The organism is Kitasatospora sp. NPDC127116 (assembly GCF_042677365.1).
GTDB classification, from domain to species: domain Bacteria; phylum Actinomycetota; class Actinomycetes; order Streptomycetales; family Streptomycetaceae; genus Kitasatospora; species Kitasatospora lactacystinica.
Genome location: NZ_JBHXTL010000123.1, coordinates 342 through 18,978, shown reverse-complemented (window position 1 = coordinate 18,978; position 18,637 = coordinate 342). Strand labels below are relative to the sequence as shown.

14 protein-coding genes are annotated in these 18,637 nt (G+C 75.7%); 9 read left to right on the top strand and 5 right to left on the bottom strand.

Going from position 1 to position 18,637, the window contains the following annotated elements:
- Window positions 1–137: 137 nt before the first annotated feature.
- Window positions 138–803 (bottom strand): response regulator transcription factor, encoded by a 666-nt coding sequence (locus ACFVHV_RS34730; protein ID WP_359914785.1) that lies wholly within the window; start codon window positions 801–803, stop codon window positions 138–140.
- The gene (locus ACFVHV_RS34725) at window positions 800–2,110 is read right to left on the bottom strand and encodes a sensor histidine kinase (RefSeq protein WP_380356710.1); all 1,311 of its coding nucleotides are present in this window, start codon (window positions 2,108–2,110) and stop codon (window positions 800–802) included. The genes ACFVHV_RS34730 and ACFVHV_RS34725 overlap by 4 nt, the downstream gene beginning before the upstream one ends.
- Before the next feature lie 134 nt (window positions 2,111–2,244).
- On the opposite strand from ACFVHV_RS34725, the gene ACFVHV_RS34720 reads away from it, so the two are divergent.
- Both ACFVHV_RS34720 and ACFVHV_RS34715 read left to right on the top strand, forming a co-directional pair.
- On the top strand, window positions 2,245–3,156 hold the full coding sequence (locus ACFVHV_RS34720) for an ATP-binding cassette domain-containing protein (RefSeq protein WP_359914779.1): 912 nt from the start codon (window positions 2,245–2,247) through the stop codon (window positions 3,154–3,156).
- Entirely contained in the window at window positions 3,153–3,998 is an 846-nt protein-coding gene (locus tag ACFVHV_RS34715) for an ABC transporter permease (protein WP_359914776.1), read from the top strand. The genes ACFVHV_RS34720 and ACFVHV_RS34715 overlap by 4 nt, the downstream gene beginning before the upstream one ends.
- A gap of 9 nt (window positions 3,999–4,007) precedes the next feature.
- On the opposite strand, the gene ACFVHV_RS34710 is transcribed toward ACFVHV_RS34715, so the two are convergent.
- Together ACFVHV_RS34710 and ACFVHV_RS34705 are read right to left on the bottom strand one after the other, a co-directional pair.
- A complete protein-coding gene (locus ACFVHV_RS34710; protein WP_380356706.1) occupies window positions 4,008–4,571 on the bottom strand; it encodes a DUF4291 domain-containing protein in 564 nt (187 codons plus the stop codon).
- A 214-nt stretch (window positions 4,572–4,785) separates the two neighbouring features.
- The gene (locus ACFVHV_RS34705; protein ID WP_380356704.1) at window positions 4,786–5,541 is read right to left on the bottom strand and encodes a tyrosine-protein phosphatase; all 756 of its coding nucleotides are present in this window, start codon (window positions 5,539–5,541) and stop codon (window positions 4,786–4,788) included.
- A 253-nt stretch (window positions 5,542–5,794) separates the two neighbouring features.
- Here ACFVHV_RS34705 and ACFVHV_RS34700 point away from each other — a divergent pair, with 253 nt between their 5' ends.
- From ACFVHV_RS34700 to ACFVHV_RS34675, 6 genes are all read left to right on the top strand, one after another.
- The gene (locus ACFVHV_RS34700; RefSeq protein ID WP_380356702.1) at window positions 5,795–6,562 is read left to right on the top strand and encodes a GntR family transcriptional regulator; all 768 of its coding nucleotides are present in this window, start codon (window positions 5,795–5,797) and stop codon (window positions 6,560–6,562) included.
- Window positions 6,563–6,650: 88 nt separating this feature from the next.
- Entirely contained in the window at window positions 6,651–7,766 is a 1,116-nt protein-coding gene (locus ACFVHV_RS34695; RefSeq protein ID WP_359914942.1) for a helix-turn-helix domain-containing protein, read from the top strand.
- A gap of 292 nt (window positions 7,767–8,058) precedes the next feature.
- Window positions 8,059–8,808 carry a hypothetical protein gene (locus tag ACFVHV_RS34690; RefSeq protein ID WP_359914939.1) on the top strand — a complete coding sequence of 250 codons (750 nt, stop codon included), beginning with the start codon at window positions 8,059–8,061 and terminating at the stop codon, window positions 8,806–8,808.
- A gap of 90 nt (window positions 8,809–8,898) precedes the next feature.
- Window positions 8,899–10,929 (top strand): flotillin family protein, encoded by a 2,031-nt coding sequence (locus tag ACFVHV_RS34685; RefSeq protein ID WP_359914936.1) that lies wholly within the window; start codon window positions 8,899–8,901, stop codon window positions 10,927–10,929.
- Window positions 10,930–11,066: 137 nt separating this feature from the next.
- Window positions 11,067–15,827, top strand: a complete 4,761-nt coding sequence (locus ACFVHV_RS34680) for a DNA repair ATPase (RefSeq protein ID WP_380356698.1) — start codon at window positions 11,067–11,069, stop codon at window positions 15,825–15,827.
- Between the two features lie 34 nt (window positions 15,828–15,861).
- Window positions 15,862–16,275: a PPOX class F420-dependent oxidoreductase gene (locus ACFVHV_RS34675; RefSeq protein ID WP_359914931.1), complete on the top strand. Its 414-nt coding sequence runs from the start codon at window positions 15,862–15,864 to the stop codon at window positions 16,273–16,275.
- 112 nt (window positions 16,276–16,387) lie between these two features.
- On the opposite strand, the gene ACFVHV_RS34670 is transcribed toward ACFVHV_RS34675, so the two are convergent.
- Entirely contained in the window at window positions 16,388–17,008 is a 621-nt protein-coding gene (locus ACFVHV_RS34670; RefSeq protein ID WP_380356695.1) for a TetR/AcrR family transcriptional regulator, read from the bottom strand.
- Between the two features lie 113 nt (window positions 17,009–17,121).
- On the opposite strand from ACFVHV_RS34670, the gene ACFVHV_RS34665 reads away from it, so the two are divergent.
- Window positions 17,122–18,174, top strand: a complete 1,053-nt coding sequence (locus tag ACFVHV_RS34665) for an alpha/beta hydrolase (RefSeq protein ID WP_380356693.1) — start codon at window positions 17,122–17,124, stop codon at window positions 18,172–18,174.
- The last annotated feature ends 463 nt before the right edge of the window (window positions 18,175–18,637 follow it).

Sequence of the window (18,637 nt, the reverse complement as noted above, 5' to 3'; positions counted from 1 at the left end):
TGGGGCCTCGCCCAGCGCCGGAGCGGGCCGTGCGGGCCCGCTCCGGCGCACTTCCGCGTGCCGGGCCGCGGGGTGCACTGGCTGCGGGGTCGCGGGGCTGCGGGATCACGGGGCTACGGGGCTACGGGGTCACGGGGCTACGGGGCTACCAGCCCGAACTCGTAGGCCTGGATGACCAGGTGGACCCGGTCGCGGGCGTCGAGCTTGGTGAAGAGCCGGGCGACGTGGGCCTTGGCGGTGGCCACGCTGATGGTGAGCTCCGCGGCGATCTCGGCGTTGGACAGGCCCCGGCCGACCAGGACGAGCACCTCGCGCTCGCGCTCGGTGACGGCCTCGGCGACCGGCCGGCGGGGCCGGGCCGCGGCGGCCTCCGCGTCCGGGCGGGCGGCGAACTCGCCGATCAGCCGGCGGGTGATGCCGGGGGCGAGCAGGGCGTCCCCGGCGGCGACCACCCGGATGCCGTCCAGGATGGTCTCCAGGGCGAGGTCCTTGACCAGGAAGCCGCTGGCCCCGGCCCGCAGCGCGCCGTAGACGTAGTCGTCGTCGTCGAAGGTGGTGAGGACGAGGACGTGGGTGGGCAGGTCCGGGTCGGCGGTGATCCGTCGGGTGGCCTCGATGCCGTCCGTACCGGGCATCCGGATGTCCATCACGGCGACGTCGGGGCGCAGCCGGGCGACCAGCTCGACGGCCTCGGCGCCGTCGCCGGCCTCGCCGACCACCTCCAGGTCGGGGGCGTCGGCGATCAGCACTCGCAGGCCGGTGCGGATGAGCGGCTGGTCGTCGACCAGGACGACGCGGATCACGGTCCCACCTCCACGGGGGTCTCGACGGCGGTCCTGACGGCAGTCCCGACAGGGGTCCCGACGACGGGCTCGACGGCGGGCTCGACGGGGGTCCCGGCAGGGGGCTCCTCGCGGAGCTCCGCGGGGGGCTCCGCGGGGGGCTCCTCGGGGAGCGGCAGTCGGGCGGCGACCAGGAAGCCGCCCTCGGGGCGCGGTCCGGCGCTGAACTCGCCGTGCAGCAGGGCGACCCGCTCGCGCATGCCGGCCAGCCCGTAGCCGGTGCCGGGGCCGCCGCCCGCCGCTCCGGCGCCCAGGTCGACCACCGTGACGGCGAGTTCCCGCGGGCCGTACGCGACGGTGACGTGGCAGTCCCGGGTGCCGGAGTGCTTGACCACGTTGGTGACCGCCTCCTGGACGATCCGGTAGGCGGCGAGGTCGACCTCGGGCTGCAGCGGACGGACCGTACCGTGCCGGGTGAGCGCCACCCGCACCCCAGCGCCCGCCGCCTTCTCCACCAGTCGGTCCAACTCGGCCAGCCCGGGCGCCACTTCGAGCGGGGCGGACTCGCCCTCGCCCTGCCGCAGCGCGCCGAGCATCCGGCGCAGGCCGGCCAGGGTCTCCCGGCTGGTGGCCTCGATCGCCTCCAGCGCCTTGCGGGTCTCGGCGGGCTGGGTGTCCATGACCCGGCTGCCCATGCCGGCCTGGATCGCGACGATGCCGATGTTGTGGGCGACCATGTCGTGCAGCTCGCGGGCGATCCTCAGCCGTTCGGCGGTGATGGCCTGCTCGGAGGCCCGGCCGCGCAGCGCCTCGGTGTGGACGCGGCCCTGGTGCACGGTGTTGCCGATCAGCCAGGCGATCAGCACGGTGGCGGCGAAGCCCGCGTAGGCGAGCGGGTTGACGGGGTAGTCGTTGACGGCGCCCCAGATCAGCAGCCCGGCGAGGGTGGCGAGCGGCAGCGCCAGGGCGGTGAGCGAGACCCGGCGGGAGCGGGTGGCCGCGCAGTAGCCGACCACCGCGTCGGCGATCAGGAACTGGAGCGGCGCCGCCTCCGGGACGCCCCACATCCCGAGCGCGAACATCCCGCCCCCGAGCGCCACCACGACGGCGAGCAGCGGCAGTCGGACCAGCAGCGCCGCGACCAGGGTGGTGACCACCGCGGTGACCACCATCGGCATGTCCTCGGGGTTGCCGTGGTAGTTCAACAGGTGGCGCAGCTCGTCCTCGCGGGTGAGGAACCGGAACCCCACCAGGGCCGTCCACAGCGCCGCCACCCACACGCCCGCGGGCAGGCGCCTGAGCAGCGGCGGACGAGGTTCGGTGATCATGGCGCGATGGTATCGGCGGCCCGGCCGGCGGCGCATTGGCCCGGGGGCGTAATCCCCGGGGCCAGTACGGCGACCCGCGGTTGTGGCCCGCGGCCCGATGCCCGGGACGGGGGCCGACCGGCAGCGTTGTCCCCGTGATCGAGATCGAGCGACTGACCAAGCGGTACGGCGCCACCACGGCCGTCGACCAACTGACCTTCACCGTCCGGCCGGGCACCGTGACCGGCTTCCTCGGGCCCAACGGCGCGGGCAAGTCCACCACGCTGCGGATGATCCTGGGTCTCAACACCCCCACCGCGGGCACCGCCACCGTGGCCGGCGTGCCCTTCGCCGGCCGGCCGCGCGGACTGCGGCACGTCGGCGCGCTGCTGGACGCGGGCGACGTGCACGGCGGGCGCAGCGCCCGGGCCCACCTGTCGGCGCTGGCCCGCAGCAACCGCGTCCCGCTCGGGCGGGTGGACGAGGTGCTGGCGGAGGTCGGCCTCGGCAAGGCGGCCGGGCGGCGGATCGGCGGCTACTCGCTGGGCATGAAGCAGCGTCTGGGCATCGCCGGCGCGCTGCTCGGCGACCCGCCGGTGCTGCTGTTCGACGAGCCGCTGAACGGGCTGGACCCGGAGGGCGTGCTCTGGGTGCGCGGGCTGTTCCGGCGGCTCGCGGACGAGGGCCGCACGGTCTTCGTCTCCAGCCACATGATGGCGGAGATGGAGCACACCGCGGACCGGCTGGTGGTGATCGGGCGCGGGCGGCTGATCGCGGACGAGAGCCTCGCCGAGTTCTCGGCCCGCAACGCGGTCTCCTCGGTGGCCGTCCGGACGCCCGAACTCTCCGCGCTGGCCGAGGCCCTGCGCGCCGAGGGGGCCGAGGTGCGGCTGGCGGAGCCGCACCTCGGGATCGTCACGGGGATGCCGGCCGCGCGGATCAGCGAACTCGCGCTGCGCCACGGCGTGGTGCTGCACGAACTGGCCGCCCGGACGTCGTCGCTGGAGTCGGCGTTCATGTCCCTGACCGCCGACAGTGTCGAGTACCCGGCTGGAGAGGCCCGATGACCACCGCGACCCCGGGTTCCACCGTCGAACCCGCACCCCGGTTCCTGGACCTGCTCGCCGCCGAGTGGATCAAACTGCGCTCGCTGCGCTCCACCTACTGGGTGCTGGCGCTGGCCTCGCTGGTGGCGATCGCGGTCAACGTGAACGCCGTCCACACCGACCTGCCGTACATCGACCACCCGCCGCCGCGGATGCCCGGCCAGTCGCCGTACACCTACGACCCGCTGTTCCACGGCCTCGGCAGCATCGCGAGCGACCTGATGGCGGTCGCGGCCGGCAGCCTCGGGGCGATCACCGTGTTCGGCGAGTACACCACCGGACTGATCCGCACCACCTTCGCCGCCGTACCGGACCGCCGGGGCGTGATCGCGGCCAAGGTGCTGCTGATCGGCGGGATCACCGCGCTCGCCGGGCTCGTGGTGTCGACGGTCTCCTTCTTCACCGTCAACGCGATGCTGGCCTCCCGGCACGTCGGGCTCTCCCTCAGCGACGCGGGCTGCCTGCGGGCCGTGCTCGGCTACGCGGCGATCGTGCCGGTCTGCGCGCTGATCGGGATGGCGCTGGGCGCGCTGCTGCGGCACGCCACCGCCTCGATCGTCTCGCTGGTGATGCTGATGTTCATCCTGCCGATGATGTTCGGCGGGGACCGCTACCGGTGGCTGAAGGAGATCGGCACCCACCTGCCCCTGGCCACCGTGCAGCGGCTCACCATCACCCCGCACTCCGCGACCACGATGGGGAAGTACGCGCCGAGCGTGCTCGACTCGTGGATCACCATGGGGCTGTGGGGCCTGGCCGCGCTGGTGGCGACGGTGCTCGTGGTGCGGCGCCGGGACGTGTGAGGCCCTGGGCTACCCCAGGCCGAGGCGCCGCGCGGTCGCGGCGGGCAGCCGGTACGGGCGCTCGGGCGGCAGCAGCCGCTGGGCCTTCGCCGGCTGCCCGTCGCGCACCAGCGCGGCGATCCGCCGCACCTGCGGGGTGAGGTCGGTGAGTCCGACGACCCACTCCTCGGCGTAGCTGCGGATCAGCGAGCGGCCGATGCCCACCTGGATGCTGTAGTGGTTCAGCGCCGCCCCGCGCAGCGACCGCTCCGGGTCCCACTGCACGTGGACCTCGGCGCGGGCCACCTCGTCCGGGTCCGCGGTGGTCAGGACGGCGCGGGCGAGCGCCTCCTCCCAGCCCTCCCGGGTGATCCGGACCGCCAGCACCCTGGTCTGTCCGGCCTTCTGCGCCCAGTTGCTGCGGTGCATCAGCCAGCGGAACGAGGGCTTGATCCACGTCATCCGGTGGAAGCCGAAGGGCGCCGTGAACCGGCCCGCCGCCAGCGCCGCGTCGGCGACGGCCGGCGGGTACGCCTGGTAGAGCACGATCGTCCGCGCGTCGTGGTCGGCGCGGATCTCGCGCAGTGCGGTCATCTCGCGGCACCCCCTTCGCCCCCGGCGTCCCCTGCGCCCCGGCCCGCTCTTCGCCTCCGGCACGCTCTTCGCCCCCGGCACTCCCCCGGCACGCTGCCAGCGCGGGCCCGCCCGGCGCAACGGGATTACCGGGCCGGGCCGCGGCCTCCTCAGGCCGCGGCCCCGTGGCGCCCGGCTCGGGCCGTGGCGCCCGGCTCGGGCCGCGGCGCCCGCCTCAGGCCGCGGCGGCCTTGGCGCGGAAGGCGCCGAGGGTGGCGGCCGGGACGCCGCAGCCGGGGAGGAAGGACGCCGCGCCGCCGTGGTGGGTGCGGACGCGGTCGAGGAAGACGGACATGGCCTCGGCCGGGGCCTCCAGGAGGGGCGCGGGGATCGTGAGGTTGTGGCCCCGGGAGTCGGTGACGCGGGAGGTGGTGCGGTCGTTGAGGGCGGTGCGGTGGCGTTCGGCGAGGCCGGCGAAGATCTGCGGGAGGGCGTCGGCGGTGCGGGTGTAGTCGGCGACGATGTGCTCGGCGGGGACGTCGAGGAGGTCCAGCAGGAGGGCGGTCAGCAGGCCGGTGCGGTCCTTGCCGGCGGCGCAGTGCAGCAGGACGGCGCCGGGGCGGACGGTGGCGTCGACGGCGGCGGCCACCGCCTCGGGCGCGGACTCGGCCAGCAGGACGTAGAAGTCGCCCAGGTCGGCGGCCGTGGCCATGGTGCTCATCCGCGCGGTGAGGGCGTCGGTGGCGGGGTTCACCGGGGCGGCGACGACGGATATCCCGGCGGCCGCGGCGGCGGCCCAGTCCTCGGGGTCGGTCTCGCGCGGGTCCCGCAGGTCCACGATGGTGCGGATGTCGCAGCCGCGCAGCTGGGCGACGGTGGCCTCGTCGGCGGCCGGGAACGGCTGGGCGGAGCGGTACAGCACACCGGGACGGACCCGCCGGCCCTCGGGGTCGCCGAGGACGGCGGCGTCACGGAAGTTGACCAGGGACATGCGGGAGGCCTTTCGGTGGAGCCGCACCCGGGACGGGACGGGGAAGATCCGGAGCGGGGACATCTAGACGTCTAGATGTGTAACCCGTTCCGGGGTCGCCGGGCAAGCCTCGATCGGTGCATCCCTCCATCCCACTCCCCTCGGCGGGCCACGGCGACCCGGGCGGCTGCAGCGGGCGCGGGCGGCGGAAGCGGGCGCGGCCGGGGCGCGGACCGACCCCGGCGTCGTGCGCGGGCTCCGTAGGATCGGGCCCGTGGCGACGAACCCCCCGAGCTCCCCGCACACCCCGGTGTACCGCCGCCTGGCCCGCCGGATCCAGGAGCGCGTCGACGCCGGCGCCTACCCGGCCGGCACCCGGCTGCCCAGCGAGTCCGAGCTGAGCGCCGAGTTCGGCGTGAACCGGCTGACCGTGCGGCAGGCGGTGGCGGAGCTGGAGCGGGCGGCCGTGGTGGAGATCCGCCGCGGCGTGGGCACCTTCGTCCGCCCGCCGGCCGTCCGGGTGTCGATCGCCGTGGACCCGCGCAGCCAGCGCTTCGACCTCGGCAGCGTGCCCACCGCACTGCCCAACGAGGAGCGCACCGACGGCGAGTTCGTGGTGGCCGCTCCGCCCGTCACGGGCTCGCCGCAGGACGCGGAGGCGGCCCGGCAGCTGGGCCGCGGCCCGGCGGAGCTGTCCCGGGTGGACTCGGTGATCCGGCTGGGCGGGCGGGCCCGGGCGGCGTGCAGCTACTGGGTGCCGTTCGGCCCGCTGCCCGCCGAGCTGGTCCGGCCGGGCCGCTCCGGGAACCTGGTGCCGGACCTGGCGCGGGCCGCCGGGGTGGAACTGGAGTACGACTGGCGGGCCTTCGGCGCCGTCGGCGCGGACCTCGCGGACGCCGAGCTGCTGGGCGTCCCGCCGGGCACCGCGCTGCTGGTGCGCGAGGGCGTCAGCTGCACCCCGGACGGCACCCCGGCCCTGTACGTGCGGCGGCGGATCGACGGCAGCAGCGCGCGCTTCGTCCTGCACTTCCGCGACCGGTAGCGAAGGCCGCCGCGCCCGTCCCCGGCCGGAGCGCCCCTGATAAATTCAGCGCCGAAACACCAGGCCGTACGGGGGCGGGCAGAGCACGGTGATCGAGGAGATCGACTACGACATACCCGGCGAGCTGGCCGAGGTCTACCTCGTCCTGCTCGCCGACGTCTCCCGCACCGGGCGGCTGCCGCGCCGCGAGGAGCTGGAGCGCCTGCGCAAGCTGGGCGAGCACTGCGCCGAGGCCGGGTACGGGCTGCGCGAGGTGGTGGCGCAGTGTCTGGCCGCGGCCCGGCGGGCCTGGCAGACCCTGCCCGGGACGGCCGCCGCGAGCAGCGTCACCGAGCTGCGCCGCACGGGCGACGCGGTGCTCGCCGCCACCGACGCCGCGCTGGCCGCGCTGGGCGAGGGCCACGAGCGGGCCCAGCGCCTGGCCGTCCGCCAGGAGGAGGCGGCCCGCCGGGAGTTCATCGACGACCTGCTGTTCGGCCGCAGCGACCTCGGGCTGCTGGCCGAGCGCGCGGAGCGGTTCGGGCTGCGGCTGGCGGGCTCGTACACGGTGGCGGTCGCGGTGGGCGACGAGCCGTTCGCGGACGTCCATCCGCTGGTGCACCGGGTGGAGCGGGAGCTGGCCGGGCGGTTCGGCGAGCGGGACGTGCTGCTGGCCAGCAAGGACGGCCGGCTGGTGTGCATCGCCCCGGACTCCGAGCGGGCCGTGCTGGAGGCCTTCGCCGAGCTGACGCTGCGCCCCGGCCCCGGCTACCGCCCGGTGCTGCGGGTGGCCACCGGCCGCCGGCACTCGGGGCCGAGCGGGGTGCTGCGCAGTTACGAGGAGGCGCTGGACGCGCTGGACTACGCGCAGCGGCTGGACCTGCCGGCCCGGCAGCTGCGGGCCGAGGAGCTGTTGGTCTTCCCGGTGCTGATGCGCGACCGGGCCGCCATGGCCGACCTGGTGCGCAGCGTGCTCGGCCCGCTGACCGAGGCGCGCGGCGGCGCCCGTCCGCTGCTGGACACCATCGCGGTGCAGGCGGAGGCCGCGTACGTGAACGCGGAGGCGGCGCGCCGGCTGGGCCTGAGCGTGCGCACGCTGGGCTACCGGCTGGAGCGGATCAAGGCGCTCACCGGGTACGACCCGGGGGACGCGCTCCAGCGCTTCACCCTGGAGACGGCGGCGATGGGTGCGCGGCTGCTGAACTGGCCGGAACAACCGCTGTAGTACGCGGTACGACGGCTGTAGTGCGCGGCACCACAGCCGTAGTGCGCGATCCGACCGCCGCGGTCCCGCCACGGGAGTCCCGCCGCCCCAAACCCGCGGGGCGGCTCCGGAACCGTCCGGCGGCCGTCCTGTTGCCGAGCTGTTGCAGTGTCACGCGGGCCGTGCGTACCAGGGTGTCAAGAGGGCGTAAAGATTGCCGGATCCTGGCAATGTGCGGGGGGCCGCGGCACTGTCATGATCTCCCCGGCGCCGAAGCGCGGCGCCGCTGGGAAGGCGGGGGAGCGTGGCCGGGATGGGGGGATTCTTCGCGGCCGCGCTGGCCTTCCCGACGGCGCTGTTCAGCTTCGCGCTGGTGGTGGTGGTCGGGTACTGGTTGCTGATGCTGTTCGGCGGCCTGGTTCCGGGCGCCGTGCACGGGGGGCACGGCGGCGGGCACCAGGTGGACGTCGGACACGCGGGGCACCACCTGGGTGCCGGGCACGGGGGGCACGCCGGGCACCTCGGACACGGGGGGCACGGCGGCGGGGGGCACAGTGCCGGGGGGCACGGCGCCGACGACGGGTCCGGCCGGCAGGGCGCCGGCCACCACACGGGCGTGCTGGACGCGCTGGGGCTGGGCGGGGTGCCCGTGACGGTGGCGGTGTCGCTGCTGGTCGCAATCGCCTGGTTCGTCAGCCTGGCCGGCACCGTCCTCACCTCGGGGGCACCGGCGCGCGGCGGCGTGTTCGTCGTCGCGCTGGTCGCCTCCTGGGCGGGCACCCGGGTGCTCGTCCGGCCGCTGTCGCGGCTGTTCCCGCAGGACCGGCCGGTCACCCGGGGGGACTTCGTCGGCCGGGTCTGCGTGATCCGGACCGGCCGGGTGACGGCCGACTTCGGGCAGGCCGAGGTCACCGCGGAGGACGGCTCCACCGCGACCGTCCAGGTCCGTACGGCGACGCCCGAACCGGCCCTGACGGCCGGGCGGACCGCCCTGATCTTCGACTACGACGCCGAGGGCGAGCACTTCCTGGTGGCGCCCTTCGACCCGCCGGCCGTCCACTGACGCCTGCCCGCTGACGCCAGGTCAGCCTGCTCCTTCCACTCCCACCGCACTTCCCTTCGCACCAACTCGCCATCGTCAAAGGACTCCGTGATGGACACCATCGCCGTGGGTTTCGGCGTGCTCGTCGCCGTCGTGCTGCTCATCGTGCTCGCCATGCTGCTGTTCGTGGGCCGTCTGTTCCAGAAGGTCGAGCAGGGCAAGGCACTGATCGTCTCCCGGACGAAGAAGGTGGATGTGACCTTCACCGGCGCGATCGTCCTCCCGGTGCTCCACAAGGCCGAGTTGATGGACATCACCGCGAAGACGGTGGAGATCCACCGGGCCGGCCGGGACGGCCTGATCTGCCGGGACAACATCCGCGCGGACATCCGGATCTCGTTCTTCGTCCGGGTCAACAAGACCGTCGAGGACGTCATCAAGGTCGCGCAGTCGATCGGCACCGCCCGGGCCAGCGACCCGCAGGCGATCCAGGAGTTCTTCGCCGTCAAGTTCGCCGAGGCGCTCAAGACCGTCGGCAAGCAGCTGGACTTCACCGACCTGTACACCCACCGGCACGAGTTCCGGGACCAGATCATCGCGGTCATCGGCACCGACCTCAACGGCTACACCCTTGAGGACGCGGCCATCGACCACCTGGAACAGACCCCGATGAGCCAGCTGGACTCCGACAACATCCTGGACGCCCAGGGCATCCGCAAGATCACCGAGCTGACGGCGATCGAGCACGTGCGCACCAACGAGTACCAGCGCAACGAGCAGAAGGAGATCACCCGGCAGAACGTGGACGCCCGGGAGGCCGTCCTGGAGCTGGAGCGCCGGCAGGCCGACGCCGAGATCCGCCAGCGCCGCGAGATCGAGACCCTGCGGGCCAAGGAGGACGCGGTGATCGCCCGGGTGCAGGAGGAGGAGCGGCTCAACGCCCAGACCGCCTTCCTGCGCACCGAGGAGCTGCTCGGGGTGCAGCGGGAGAACCAGGCCCGCGAGGTCGCGGTGGCGCAGAAGAACCGCGAGCGGGTGATCGCGGTGGAGAACGAGCGGATCGAGAAGGACCGCCTGCTGGAGGTCGTCGGCCGCGAGCGGGAGACCCAGCTCGCCACGATCGCCAAGGAGAAGGAGGTCGAGTCCGCCAAGCGCGAGGTCGCCGACGTGGTCCGCGAGCGGGTCGCGGTGGACCGCACCGTCGCCGAGCAGGAGGAGGCCGTCAAGACGCTGCGTGCCACCGAGGAGGCCGAGCGGGTCCGCAAGGCCGTCGTGATCCAGGCCGAGGCCGAGGCGCAGGAGAAGCTCGTCAAGGACATCAAGGCCGCCGAGGCCGCCGAGCAGGCCGCCACGCACAAGGCCCGCGAGGCGCTGGTGCTGGCCGAGGCCCGGCAGCGGGCCGCCGAGCTGGACGCGGCCGCCAAGATCCGGATGGCCGAGGGCATCCGGGCGGAGGCCGCCGCCGAGGGCCTGGCCCGGGTCCAGGTCCGCGAGCAGGAGGCCGCGGCGGTGGAGAAGGTTGGCCGTGCCGAGGCCGTCGTCCAGGTCGAGAAGGCCAAGGCCGCCGCGCTGGAGGTCGGCGGCCGGCTGAAGGCCGAGGCCGAGGGCCTGACCGAGAAGGCCGCGGCGATGGCCAAGCTGGACGAGGCCTCGCGCGGGCACGAGGAGTACCGCCTGCGGCTGGCCGCCGAGAAGGACGTCCGGCTGGCCGGGCTGGACACCCAGCGGCAGATCGCCGAGGCCCAGTCGGCGCTGGTCGCGGCCGGGCTGGAGAAGGCGAAGATCGACATCGTCGGCGGGGACTCGGTCTTCTTCGACCGGCTGGTGCAGTCGGTGTCGGCCGGCAAGAGCCTGGACGCCTTCGTCGGCCACTCGCAGACCGCGCAGACCCTGGCCGGGCCCTGGCTGGACGGGCGGGCCAGCTTCACCGAGGACCTCACCAGGGTGCTCTCCTCGGTCTCCACGGCGGACGTGCAGAACCTGACGGTCTCCGCCCTGCTGATGAAGCTGATCGGCTCGGGCGCCGGCGACCAGGCCGGGCAGCTGCGCCGGCTGCTGGAGTCGGCGCGGCAGCTGGGCGTCGCGGAGACCCCGCTCGGGGTCCTGGCCGGCGGCCTCGCCTCGGCCAACGGCTCCAAGTGACCCGCTGAGCGACCGGGCGTTCCGAACCGCCGCCCGAACCGCCGGACCGCCCGGACCGCCCGACCCAACCGATCCGACCGATCCGACCGATCCGACCGACCCGACCGATCCGACCGATCCGACCGAGGAACGTGACCGTGACCGTGGACGCCCTCGACGCCCGGCTCGACGCCGGCACCTACGAGGTCCTGCGCGACCGGCTCGCCCGAGCCGCCGCCGAACTCGCCGACCGGGCCCAGGCGTTGAACGCCCGCCGGGTCGACGAGTTCGGCGGCGGGGAGCTGCGGCTGGCCGGCACCGGGCGGCTGACCACCGCCCGGTCCTGCCTGCCGCAGGACCTCACCGCCGTCGGCGGGCTGCTGCTGCTCGGCACCCGGCGGGTCGAGGCCGCGGACGGCGCCGGGGACTTCGACGACGTCTTCGGCCTGCACCACCCCGACCTCTCCCCCGCGCCCGCCGAGGGCACCCTGCTGGACGACCCGCGGCTGCGCCAGGACCTCGCCGATCTGCGGCGCTACTTCCGCGACGCCCGGCTGGAGCGGCTGCGCGCGGTGGACGGCCGGCTGCTCGCCGTCTTCCGCACCGGCCCCGCCGCCGCCGACGTCCGGGTGCTGCGCTGGCGCCTCGACGGCGGCCCCGCCGACGACGCGCAGCCGTCCTACCTGGACGGGCGCGGCGAGCGCGACCACGTCCCCGCCGACGGGCAGCAGCTGCCCTGGACCGCCGTCACCCGGGACGACCAGCTGCCCGCCGGGCCCGGCCGCCCGCCCCGCGCGGACCTGGCCGGAGAGCTGCTGGTCGGCGTCGACGGCGGCCGGCTGACCATCGCCGCCCCGGACGGCCGGGAGCTGCACCGCGAACCGCTGGCCGAGGCCCTGCAGACCCTCGCCGACGCCCGGATCGCCCACGCCCGGCTCGGCACCCTGCTGCTGGTGCGGGTGCGCCCGTACCAGGAGGAGACCGACCGGCACCTGGTGGTCCACCTGCCCACCGGCGCCGTCACCCGGATCGACGCGCTCGGCCAGGCCTGTCTGCGGCTGCCCGCCGACCAGGGCGTGGCCTTCCCCGGCGGCTGCCACCTGGTGGACGGCACCGTGCGCGTCTTCGACCAGCCGGTCGACGGCCTGGTGTACGAGCGCACCGTCCTGTCGCCCAACGGCGAGGACGTGCTGTACGAGTTCCGCTCCCCCGCCGACGGCCGCGCCCTGCTCCAGCCGTACAACAGCGTGCGCCAGGAGGCCGCCGCGCCCCTGCCCTGCCAGGGCTACGCGCTGCTCGCCGACGGCACCCTGATCGCGCTGCGCCCGGCCGAGGACGGGCCGACCCGGCTGCACCCCGTCCAGCTCTGGCAGACCCCGTTCACCAGCGAGCGCTTCGCCGCCGAACAGCCGCCCGGCAGCGGGCCGCTGGCCCGGATCGGCAACGCCGACCTGGTCCGCGGCCTGGCCGACTGCCTGGCCCTGGCCCGGCTGGCCGCGGCCGGCGCCGACACCCCGGCCGGCCACCGGGCCGTCCTCGCCGCCTGCACCCGCACCGCCGACCGGCACCACTGGCTCGGCCAGAGCGGCCTCGGCGACCTCGCCGCGCCGCTCGCCGAGATCCGCGACACCGCCCGGCAGGTCGTCGCCGAGTACGAGGCCGTCGCCCAGCTCACCGAGCACGCCGCCCGGCGGGCCGACGAGACCGCCGAGCACGTCGAGGGCCTGCTGCGCACCGCCCGCGGCGAGACCCTGGCCGACGCCGCCGAGTGGGTCGACCGGCTGGCCGGGCTGCGCCGCGCCCAGGGCCGCGTCGAGGCGCTGCGCGACCTGCCGCGCGCCGACGCCCCGCGGATCGACGCGCTCGCCGCGCACCTCGCCGAGGGTCTGGCCCGGGCGGCCGACCGCGCCGTCGTCCAGCTCGCCGAGCCGACCGCCTTCGAGCCGCACCGGCAGCGGGCGGGCGAGCTGGCCGAGCGGTGCGCCGCGATCGCCACCGCCGCCGAGGCCGAACCGCTGGGTCTCGAACTGGCCGCCCAGAGCGAGGCCCTGCAGACCGTCTCGGAGCTGGTCGGCACCCTCGATCTCGCCGACGCCACCACCCGCACCGCCATCCTCGACCGGCTCGCCGACGTGCTCGGGCTGCTCAACCGGGCCCGGTCCGCGCTGACCGTGCGCCGCCGGGAGCTGCGCACCCGCGAGGCCGCCGCCGAGTTCGCCGCCGAGACCGCCCTGCTCGGCCAGGCCACCACCGCCGCGCTCGCCGCCGCCGACACCCCCGAGGCCTGCGACGAGCAGCTCGGCCGGCTGCTGCTGCGGATCGAGCAGTTGGAGACCCGCTTCGCCGACGCCGACCCGGCCCTCGGCGAGCAGCTCACCGCCCGGCGCACCGAGATCCACGACGCGCTCACCGCCCGCCGCCAGCACCTGCTGGAGGAGCGGGCCCGGCGCGCCGACCGGCTGGTCGCCTCCGCCGGGCGCATCCTCGACACCCTGCACCGCCGGCTGGCCGCGCTGGACACCGCCGAGGAGATCGAGGCGGCCTTCGCCGCCGACCCGACCGCCGTCAAACTCCGCGACCTGGCGGGGCAGTTGACCGCGCTCGGTGACCGGGTCCGGGCCGAGGAGCTGACCGGACGGCTGCGCGCGGCGCGCGGCCGCGCCCAGCGGGCCCTGCGCGACCGCGCCGAACTCGCCGGGGACGGCCCCGGCACCCTGCGGCTGGGCCGCCACCTGTTCGCCGTCACCACCCGGCGGCCCGAACTCGCCCTGGTGCCCTGGCGCGGACGCCCCGCCTTCACGCTCACCGGCACCGACTACCGCTCCCCCGTCACCGACCCGGCCTTCGCCGCCACCGAGCGGTACTGGGACCGCCCGCTGCCCTCGGAGACCCCGCAGCTGTACCGCGCCGAGTACCTCGCGGCGAGCCTGCTGCCGGCCGCCGAGGCGGGGGCGCCGCGCACCGACGGCGAGCTGCTGGAGTACGTCCGGCGGGCCGCCGAGCAGCGCCCGGACGAGGGCTACCAGCGCGGCGTGCACGACCACGACGCCGCGCTGCTGCTCCGCGCCCTGCTCCGGCTCGGCGCCGGGGCCGGGCTGTTGCGGCACCCGGCGGGCGCCCGGGCGGCCGCCCAGCTGTACTGGGCGCACGGCGCCGACGAGCGGCAGCGGCTGCTCTGGCACACCCGGGCCCGCTCGCTGGGCCTCGCCCGGGACGCCTTCGGTGGCGCACCGGCGTCGGCCGCGCTGGCGGCGCTGGCCGCACTGGAGGCCGAACTCTCCGCCGCCGTTTCGGAGTTCGTTCCGGGGGCGGAGCCCTCCGGCCCCTACCTGGTGGCCGAACTGGCCGCCGCCGCACCCAGCTTCGCCCACTCCCCGGGCGCCGCCGCGCTGGTCGACAAGTTCCGCGCGGCACCCGAGTCGGCCGGCCTCACCGAGGCGCTGGCCGCACTGCCCGAGGAGCCGGGACTGCTGCCCGTACGGCGCCAACTGGCCACCGCCTGGCTGGAGTCGGGCACCGCCGATGCCGACCCGGCCGACCTCGCCGAAGCGGCCGCCGTCCTGCTCTGCCCGTCGCTGCCGCGCCGGCCCGCCGAGGGGGCCGTGGGCGCCCGGATCACCGGACTGCTCGGCGACCACCCGCGGCTCGCGGGCGGGGCGCTCGACCTCCGACTGGACGAACTGCTCGCCAAGGTACGGGAGTTCGAGCAGGTCGACGTGCCCGGCCACCGGGCCTACCAGCGACTGCGGGGCGAACTGCTGGCCGCCGAGCACGCCCGGCTGCGGCTGGACCAGTACCGGCCCGCCCCGCTCAACGGCTTCGTCCGCAACCGGCTGATCGACCAGGTGTACCTGCCGCTGGTCGGCGACAACCTCGCCAAGCAGCTCGGCACGGCCGCCGCCGGCGGGCCGGTCGACCGCAGCGGCCTGCTGCTGCTGGTCTCCCCGCCCGGCTACGGCAAGACCACCCTGGTCGAGTACCTCGCCGAGCGGCTCGGGCTGCTGCTGGTCTCCGTCAGCGGCCCCGCGCTCGGCCACCGGGTCACCTCGCTGGACCCGGCCGAGGCCCCCGACGCCACCTCCCGGCGCGAGGTCGAGAAGCTCAACTTCGCCCTGCACGCGGGCGACAACGTGCTGCTCTACCTGGACGACGTCCAGCACACCTCGCCCGAGTTCCTCCAGCGCTTCATCCCGCTGTGCGACGCCCAGCGCCGGATCGACGGCGTGTGGGACGGCGAGGCCCGCGAGTGGGACCTGCGCGGCAAGCGCTTCGCCGTGGTCATGGCCGCCAACCCGTACACCGAGTCCGGCCGCCTCTTCCGGCTGCCCGACATGCTCGCCAACCGCGCCGACGTGTGGAACCTCGGCGACGCCGTCGCCGGGCGCGAGGACCTCTTCGCGCTCAGCTTCGTCGAGAACGCCCTGCCGGCCGGCCCCCACCTGGCCCCGCTGGCCACCGCCGAGCGCGCCGACCTCGACACCCTGCTCGCCCGCGCCGGCGGCGTGCCCGGCGGCACCCTGGCCGGCGCCTGGCCCGCCGCCGAGGTCGAGCGGATGACCGCCGTCCTGGCCGGTCTGCTCCACCTGCGCTCCACCGTCCTGGCCGTCAACCGCGCCTACCTGGCCTCCGCCGCCCAGGACGACCGGACCCGCACCGAGCCCCCCTTCCTGCTCCAGGGCTCCTACCGCAACATGGCCAAGCTCGCCCAGCGCCTCGACCCCGCCCTCACCCGCCCCGAACTGGACGCCCTGCTCACCGACCACTACCGGGCCGAGGCCCAGCCCCTGGGCGCCGAGGCCGAGGCCCAGCTCCTCAAGCTCGCCGAGCTCCGCGGCACCCTGACACCCGAGCAGGCGGCCCGCTGGGCGGAGCTGAAGCGGTCCTGGCAGGAGCGCGGGCGCGCCGCCGAACGTCCTTGACCTGAAGGGTGCTTGAGGTCCTAGCCTCGGCCGCATGAGCTACTTCACCGAACGCGAGCGCGGCTATCTCACCGGCCAACCGCTGGCTCGTCTGGCCACCCTCGGCCCGGACGGCTCCCCGCAGGTCCGGCCGGTGGGCTTCCGGCTCAACGACGACGGCACCATCGACATCGGCGGGCCGGACAACGCCCTCAGCCGCAAGTACCGCAACGCCCGGGACCGCCCCGAGGTCTCCGTCCTGATCGACGACCTGGCGCCCGCCGACGATCCGGTCGCGGGCGGCTGGGGGCGCGGCGTGGAGATCCGCGGCCGGGCCGAGGTGCTCGCCGTGGACGTCCCGCCGGTGGCGCCCGACCTGTTCAGCCGGGACGTCATCCGGGTGCACCCCCGGCGGATCGTCACCTGGAACCTGGAGTCGCCGGGCTCCACCGCCCGGGACGTCGGCTGACCCGGCCGGCCCCCACCCCTTCGCGGCGCCCCCTGCCTCCCCGGCCGGGGGCGCCGCCGTGCCGTGCGCGCCGGCCGTCGCGCTGCGTGCGCCGGCCGCCCTGCTGCGTGCGCTAGCCGCCGTCCTCCGTGCGCCGGTCCCGGGCCCGCAGGCCGTCCAGGATCAGGTCCGCGAGGCGCTCCGGGAGCTCGGGGCCGATCTCGCGGTGGCCGAGCAGGGCGCGGGCCTGGAGGGGTGCGCCGAGCAGTTCCAGGGCGAGGTCGGCGTCCGTACCGGCCGGGAGTTCGCCGCGGTCGACGGCGCGCCGGACGACGGCGCCGGCCTGGGCGAGGCGGGAGTCCCAGAAGACCTGCCAGGCCTCGGCGAGGGCCGGGTCCTCGGAGCCGAGGGCGGCCGCGCGGGCCACGGCCCGGCCGAGCGGGGTGGCCAGGTACGCGGCGAGCGCGCGGGCGAAGGCGGTCAGGTCGGTGCGGACGGCCCCGGTGTCGGGGACCGGGATGCCCTCGTCGCTGGCGGTCAGCATGGCGTCCAGCACCAGCTTCTCCCGGCTGCCCCACCGCCGGTACACGGTGGTCTCGTTGACGCCGGCCCGGGCCGCGACGTCGGCGATGGTGAGCCGGGCGACGCCCCCTTCGGCCAGCGCCTCCATGGCGGCCGCCAGGACGTCCCGGCGCACCCGGGCGGCCCGGCCGCCCGGACGGCGGCGGATCGGGTCCGGCTCTTCCTCGGTCATGTGTCGATCACCTCGCCACCACCTTAACGCAGGAGCACTTGCATTAAGCGATCCTCCGGCGCATAGTCGCTAATGCAAGAGTTCCGGCTTTAAGAGCGACAGGAGGCATCGCCATGTCCTTCACCTGGCCCCTGGACCCGCAGGACCTGTTCGTCGAGCGCTACCCGCAGATGACCCTCGGCCTGCCCGCCGCCGAGGTGGACGCGGTCCGCGCGGCCGTCACCGACATGTGGGCCGACCGGCCCGGCGGCTGGGTGTACGAGTGGTCCGCCCTCGCCGCCCGGCACGCCGGCGCCGGGCGCCACCGCCAGGCCGCCCAGGCGTACGGCTGGGCCAAGTTCCCCTCGCTCGCCGACGCGCCGAAGCGCACCGCGCTGGCCCGCCAGGTCGAGCAGTACCTGCTCGCCTCGCCCGGCTTCCCGGTCGACGTCGAGCGCCGCACGCTCACCGTCCCCCACCGCGGCGGCGAGGCCGCGGTCCCGGTCCACCTGATGGCCGCGCCCGGCCTGCCCGCCGACGCCCCGGTGGTGCTGGCCAGCGGCGGAGTGGACTCCTGGAAGACCGACCTGCACGGCATGTGGGAGCAGCTCGCGCTCGCCCTGCCTGTCCGACTGCTGCTGTTCGACCTCGCGGGCACCGGCGAGACCTCCCACCTGCCGATGACCCCGGACGGCGGCACCGAGGTGATCGAGGGCCTGATCGCCTTCGCCCGTACGCTCGGCGACGGCCGGGTCGGCCACTTCGGCATCTCGATGGGCGGCTACTACTCCGCGCGCACCGGGCTAACCGGCGCCGTGGACGCGGCGGTGGTGCTCGGCGGCCCGGTCGAGCACTCCTTCGATCCGGACCGCGGCTTCGACTTCGGCATGGACGGCATCGTGGGCAACGCCCTGGGCTTCGACGCGGCACCGGACCGGGCGGCCCTGGGCCGGGCCTTCGCCTCCTTCGGCCTGCGCCCGCTGCTGGACCGGGACGACCAGGCGCCGATGCTGGTGCTCAACGGCGCCGACGACGTCCACGTCCCGCGGCACGACACCCTGGTGTTCGCCGGCCGCCGCGACACCCGGGTCGAACTGATCCCGGACACCGGGCACTGCGCCATTTCGAGGTTCGACGAGGCGATGGCGCTGATCGTCCCCTGGCTGAGGAGCACTCTCCTGGGATAGTCCGACGACCGCACGGTTCCCCCGTCGGGGTAGCCGCGCGTGTCGGCGATCCGGCCGAGTGGATCAGTGCCCCGGGCCCGGCCCCGGACTCCACTCCGGGCCCGCGGCCGGGTTCCACCCCGGGTTCCACCCCGGGCCCCGCGCAGGGCTCCGCCCGGGACCCTGCTCGGGGCTCCGGCCCGGGCCGGGGACCGCCGGCCGGTCCCGGGCCGCCGGTGCGGCCAGCGCCTCCCAGACGGGATCGGGCAGCCCGGGGACGGCCCGCCCCTCGGCCTGCCAGCGCCGGGCCAGCTCGGCGTAGATGGGCGCTTCCGGGCCGGGTTCCGGCACCGGCCGTTCCGTCACCCGCGGCTCCGTCACCGGCCGTGGCGGCGACACCCCCCCCAACGGGCGGGCCGGGGGGGGCCGCCGGTGCGGCGGCCCGTGCCGCGGGCCCCGCCACATAGGATACACAAACAGCCAC

Excerpts from the sequence above, each read along its gene's own strand:
- ACFVHV_RS34725 (WP_380356710.1), bottom strand. The coding sequence starts at position 2,110 with ATGATCACCGAACCTCGTCCGCCGCTGCTCAGGCGCCTGCCCGCGGGC.
- ACFVHV_RS34715 (WP_359914776.1), top strand. The coding sequence starts at position 3,153 with ATGACCACCGCGACCCCGGGTTCCACCGTCGAACCCGCACCCCGGTTC.
- ACFVHV_RS34710 (WP_380356706.1), bottom strand. The coding sequence starts at position 4,571 with ATGACCGCACTGCGCGAGATCCGCGCCGACCACGACGCGCGGACGATC.
- ACFVHV_RS34705 (WP_380356704.1), bottom strand. The coding sequence starts at position 5,541 with ATGTCCCTGGTCAACTTCCGTGACGCCGCCGTCCTCGGCGACCCCGAG.
- ACFVHV_RS34690 (WP_359914939.1), top strand. The coding sequence starts at position 8,059 with ATGGGGGGATTCTTCGCGGCCGCGCTGGCCTTCCCGACGGCGCTGTTC.
- ACFVHV_RS34685 (WP_359914936.1), top strand. The coding sequence starts at position 8,899 with ATGGACACCATCGCCGTGGGTTTCGGCGTGCTCGTCGCCGTCGTGCTG.
- ACFVHV_RS34675 (WP_359914931.1), top strand. The coding sequence starts at position 15,862 with ATGAGCTACTTCACCGAACGCGAGCGCGGCTATCTCACCGGCCAACCG.
- ACFVHV_RS34670 (WP_380356695.1), bottom strand. The coding sequence starts at position 17,008 with ATGACCGAGGAAGAGCCGGACCCGATCCGCCGCCGTCCGGGCGGCCGG.
- ACFVHV_RS34665 (WP_380356693.1), top strand. The coding sequence starts at position 17,122 with ATGTCCTTCACCTGGCCCCTGGACCCGCAGGACCTGTTCGTCGAGCGC.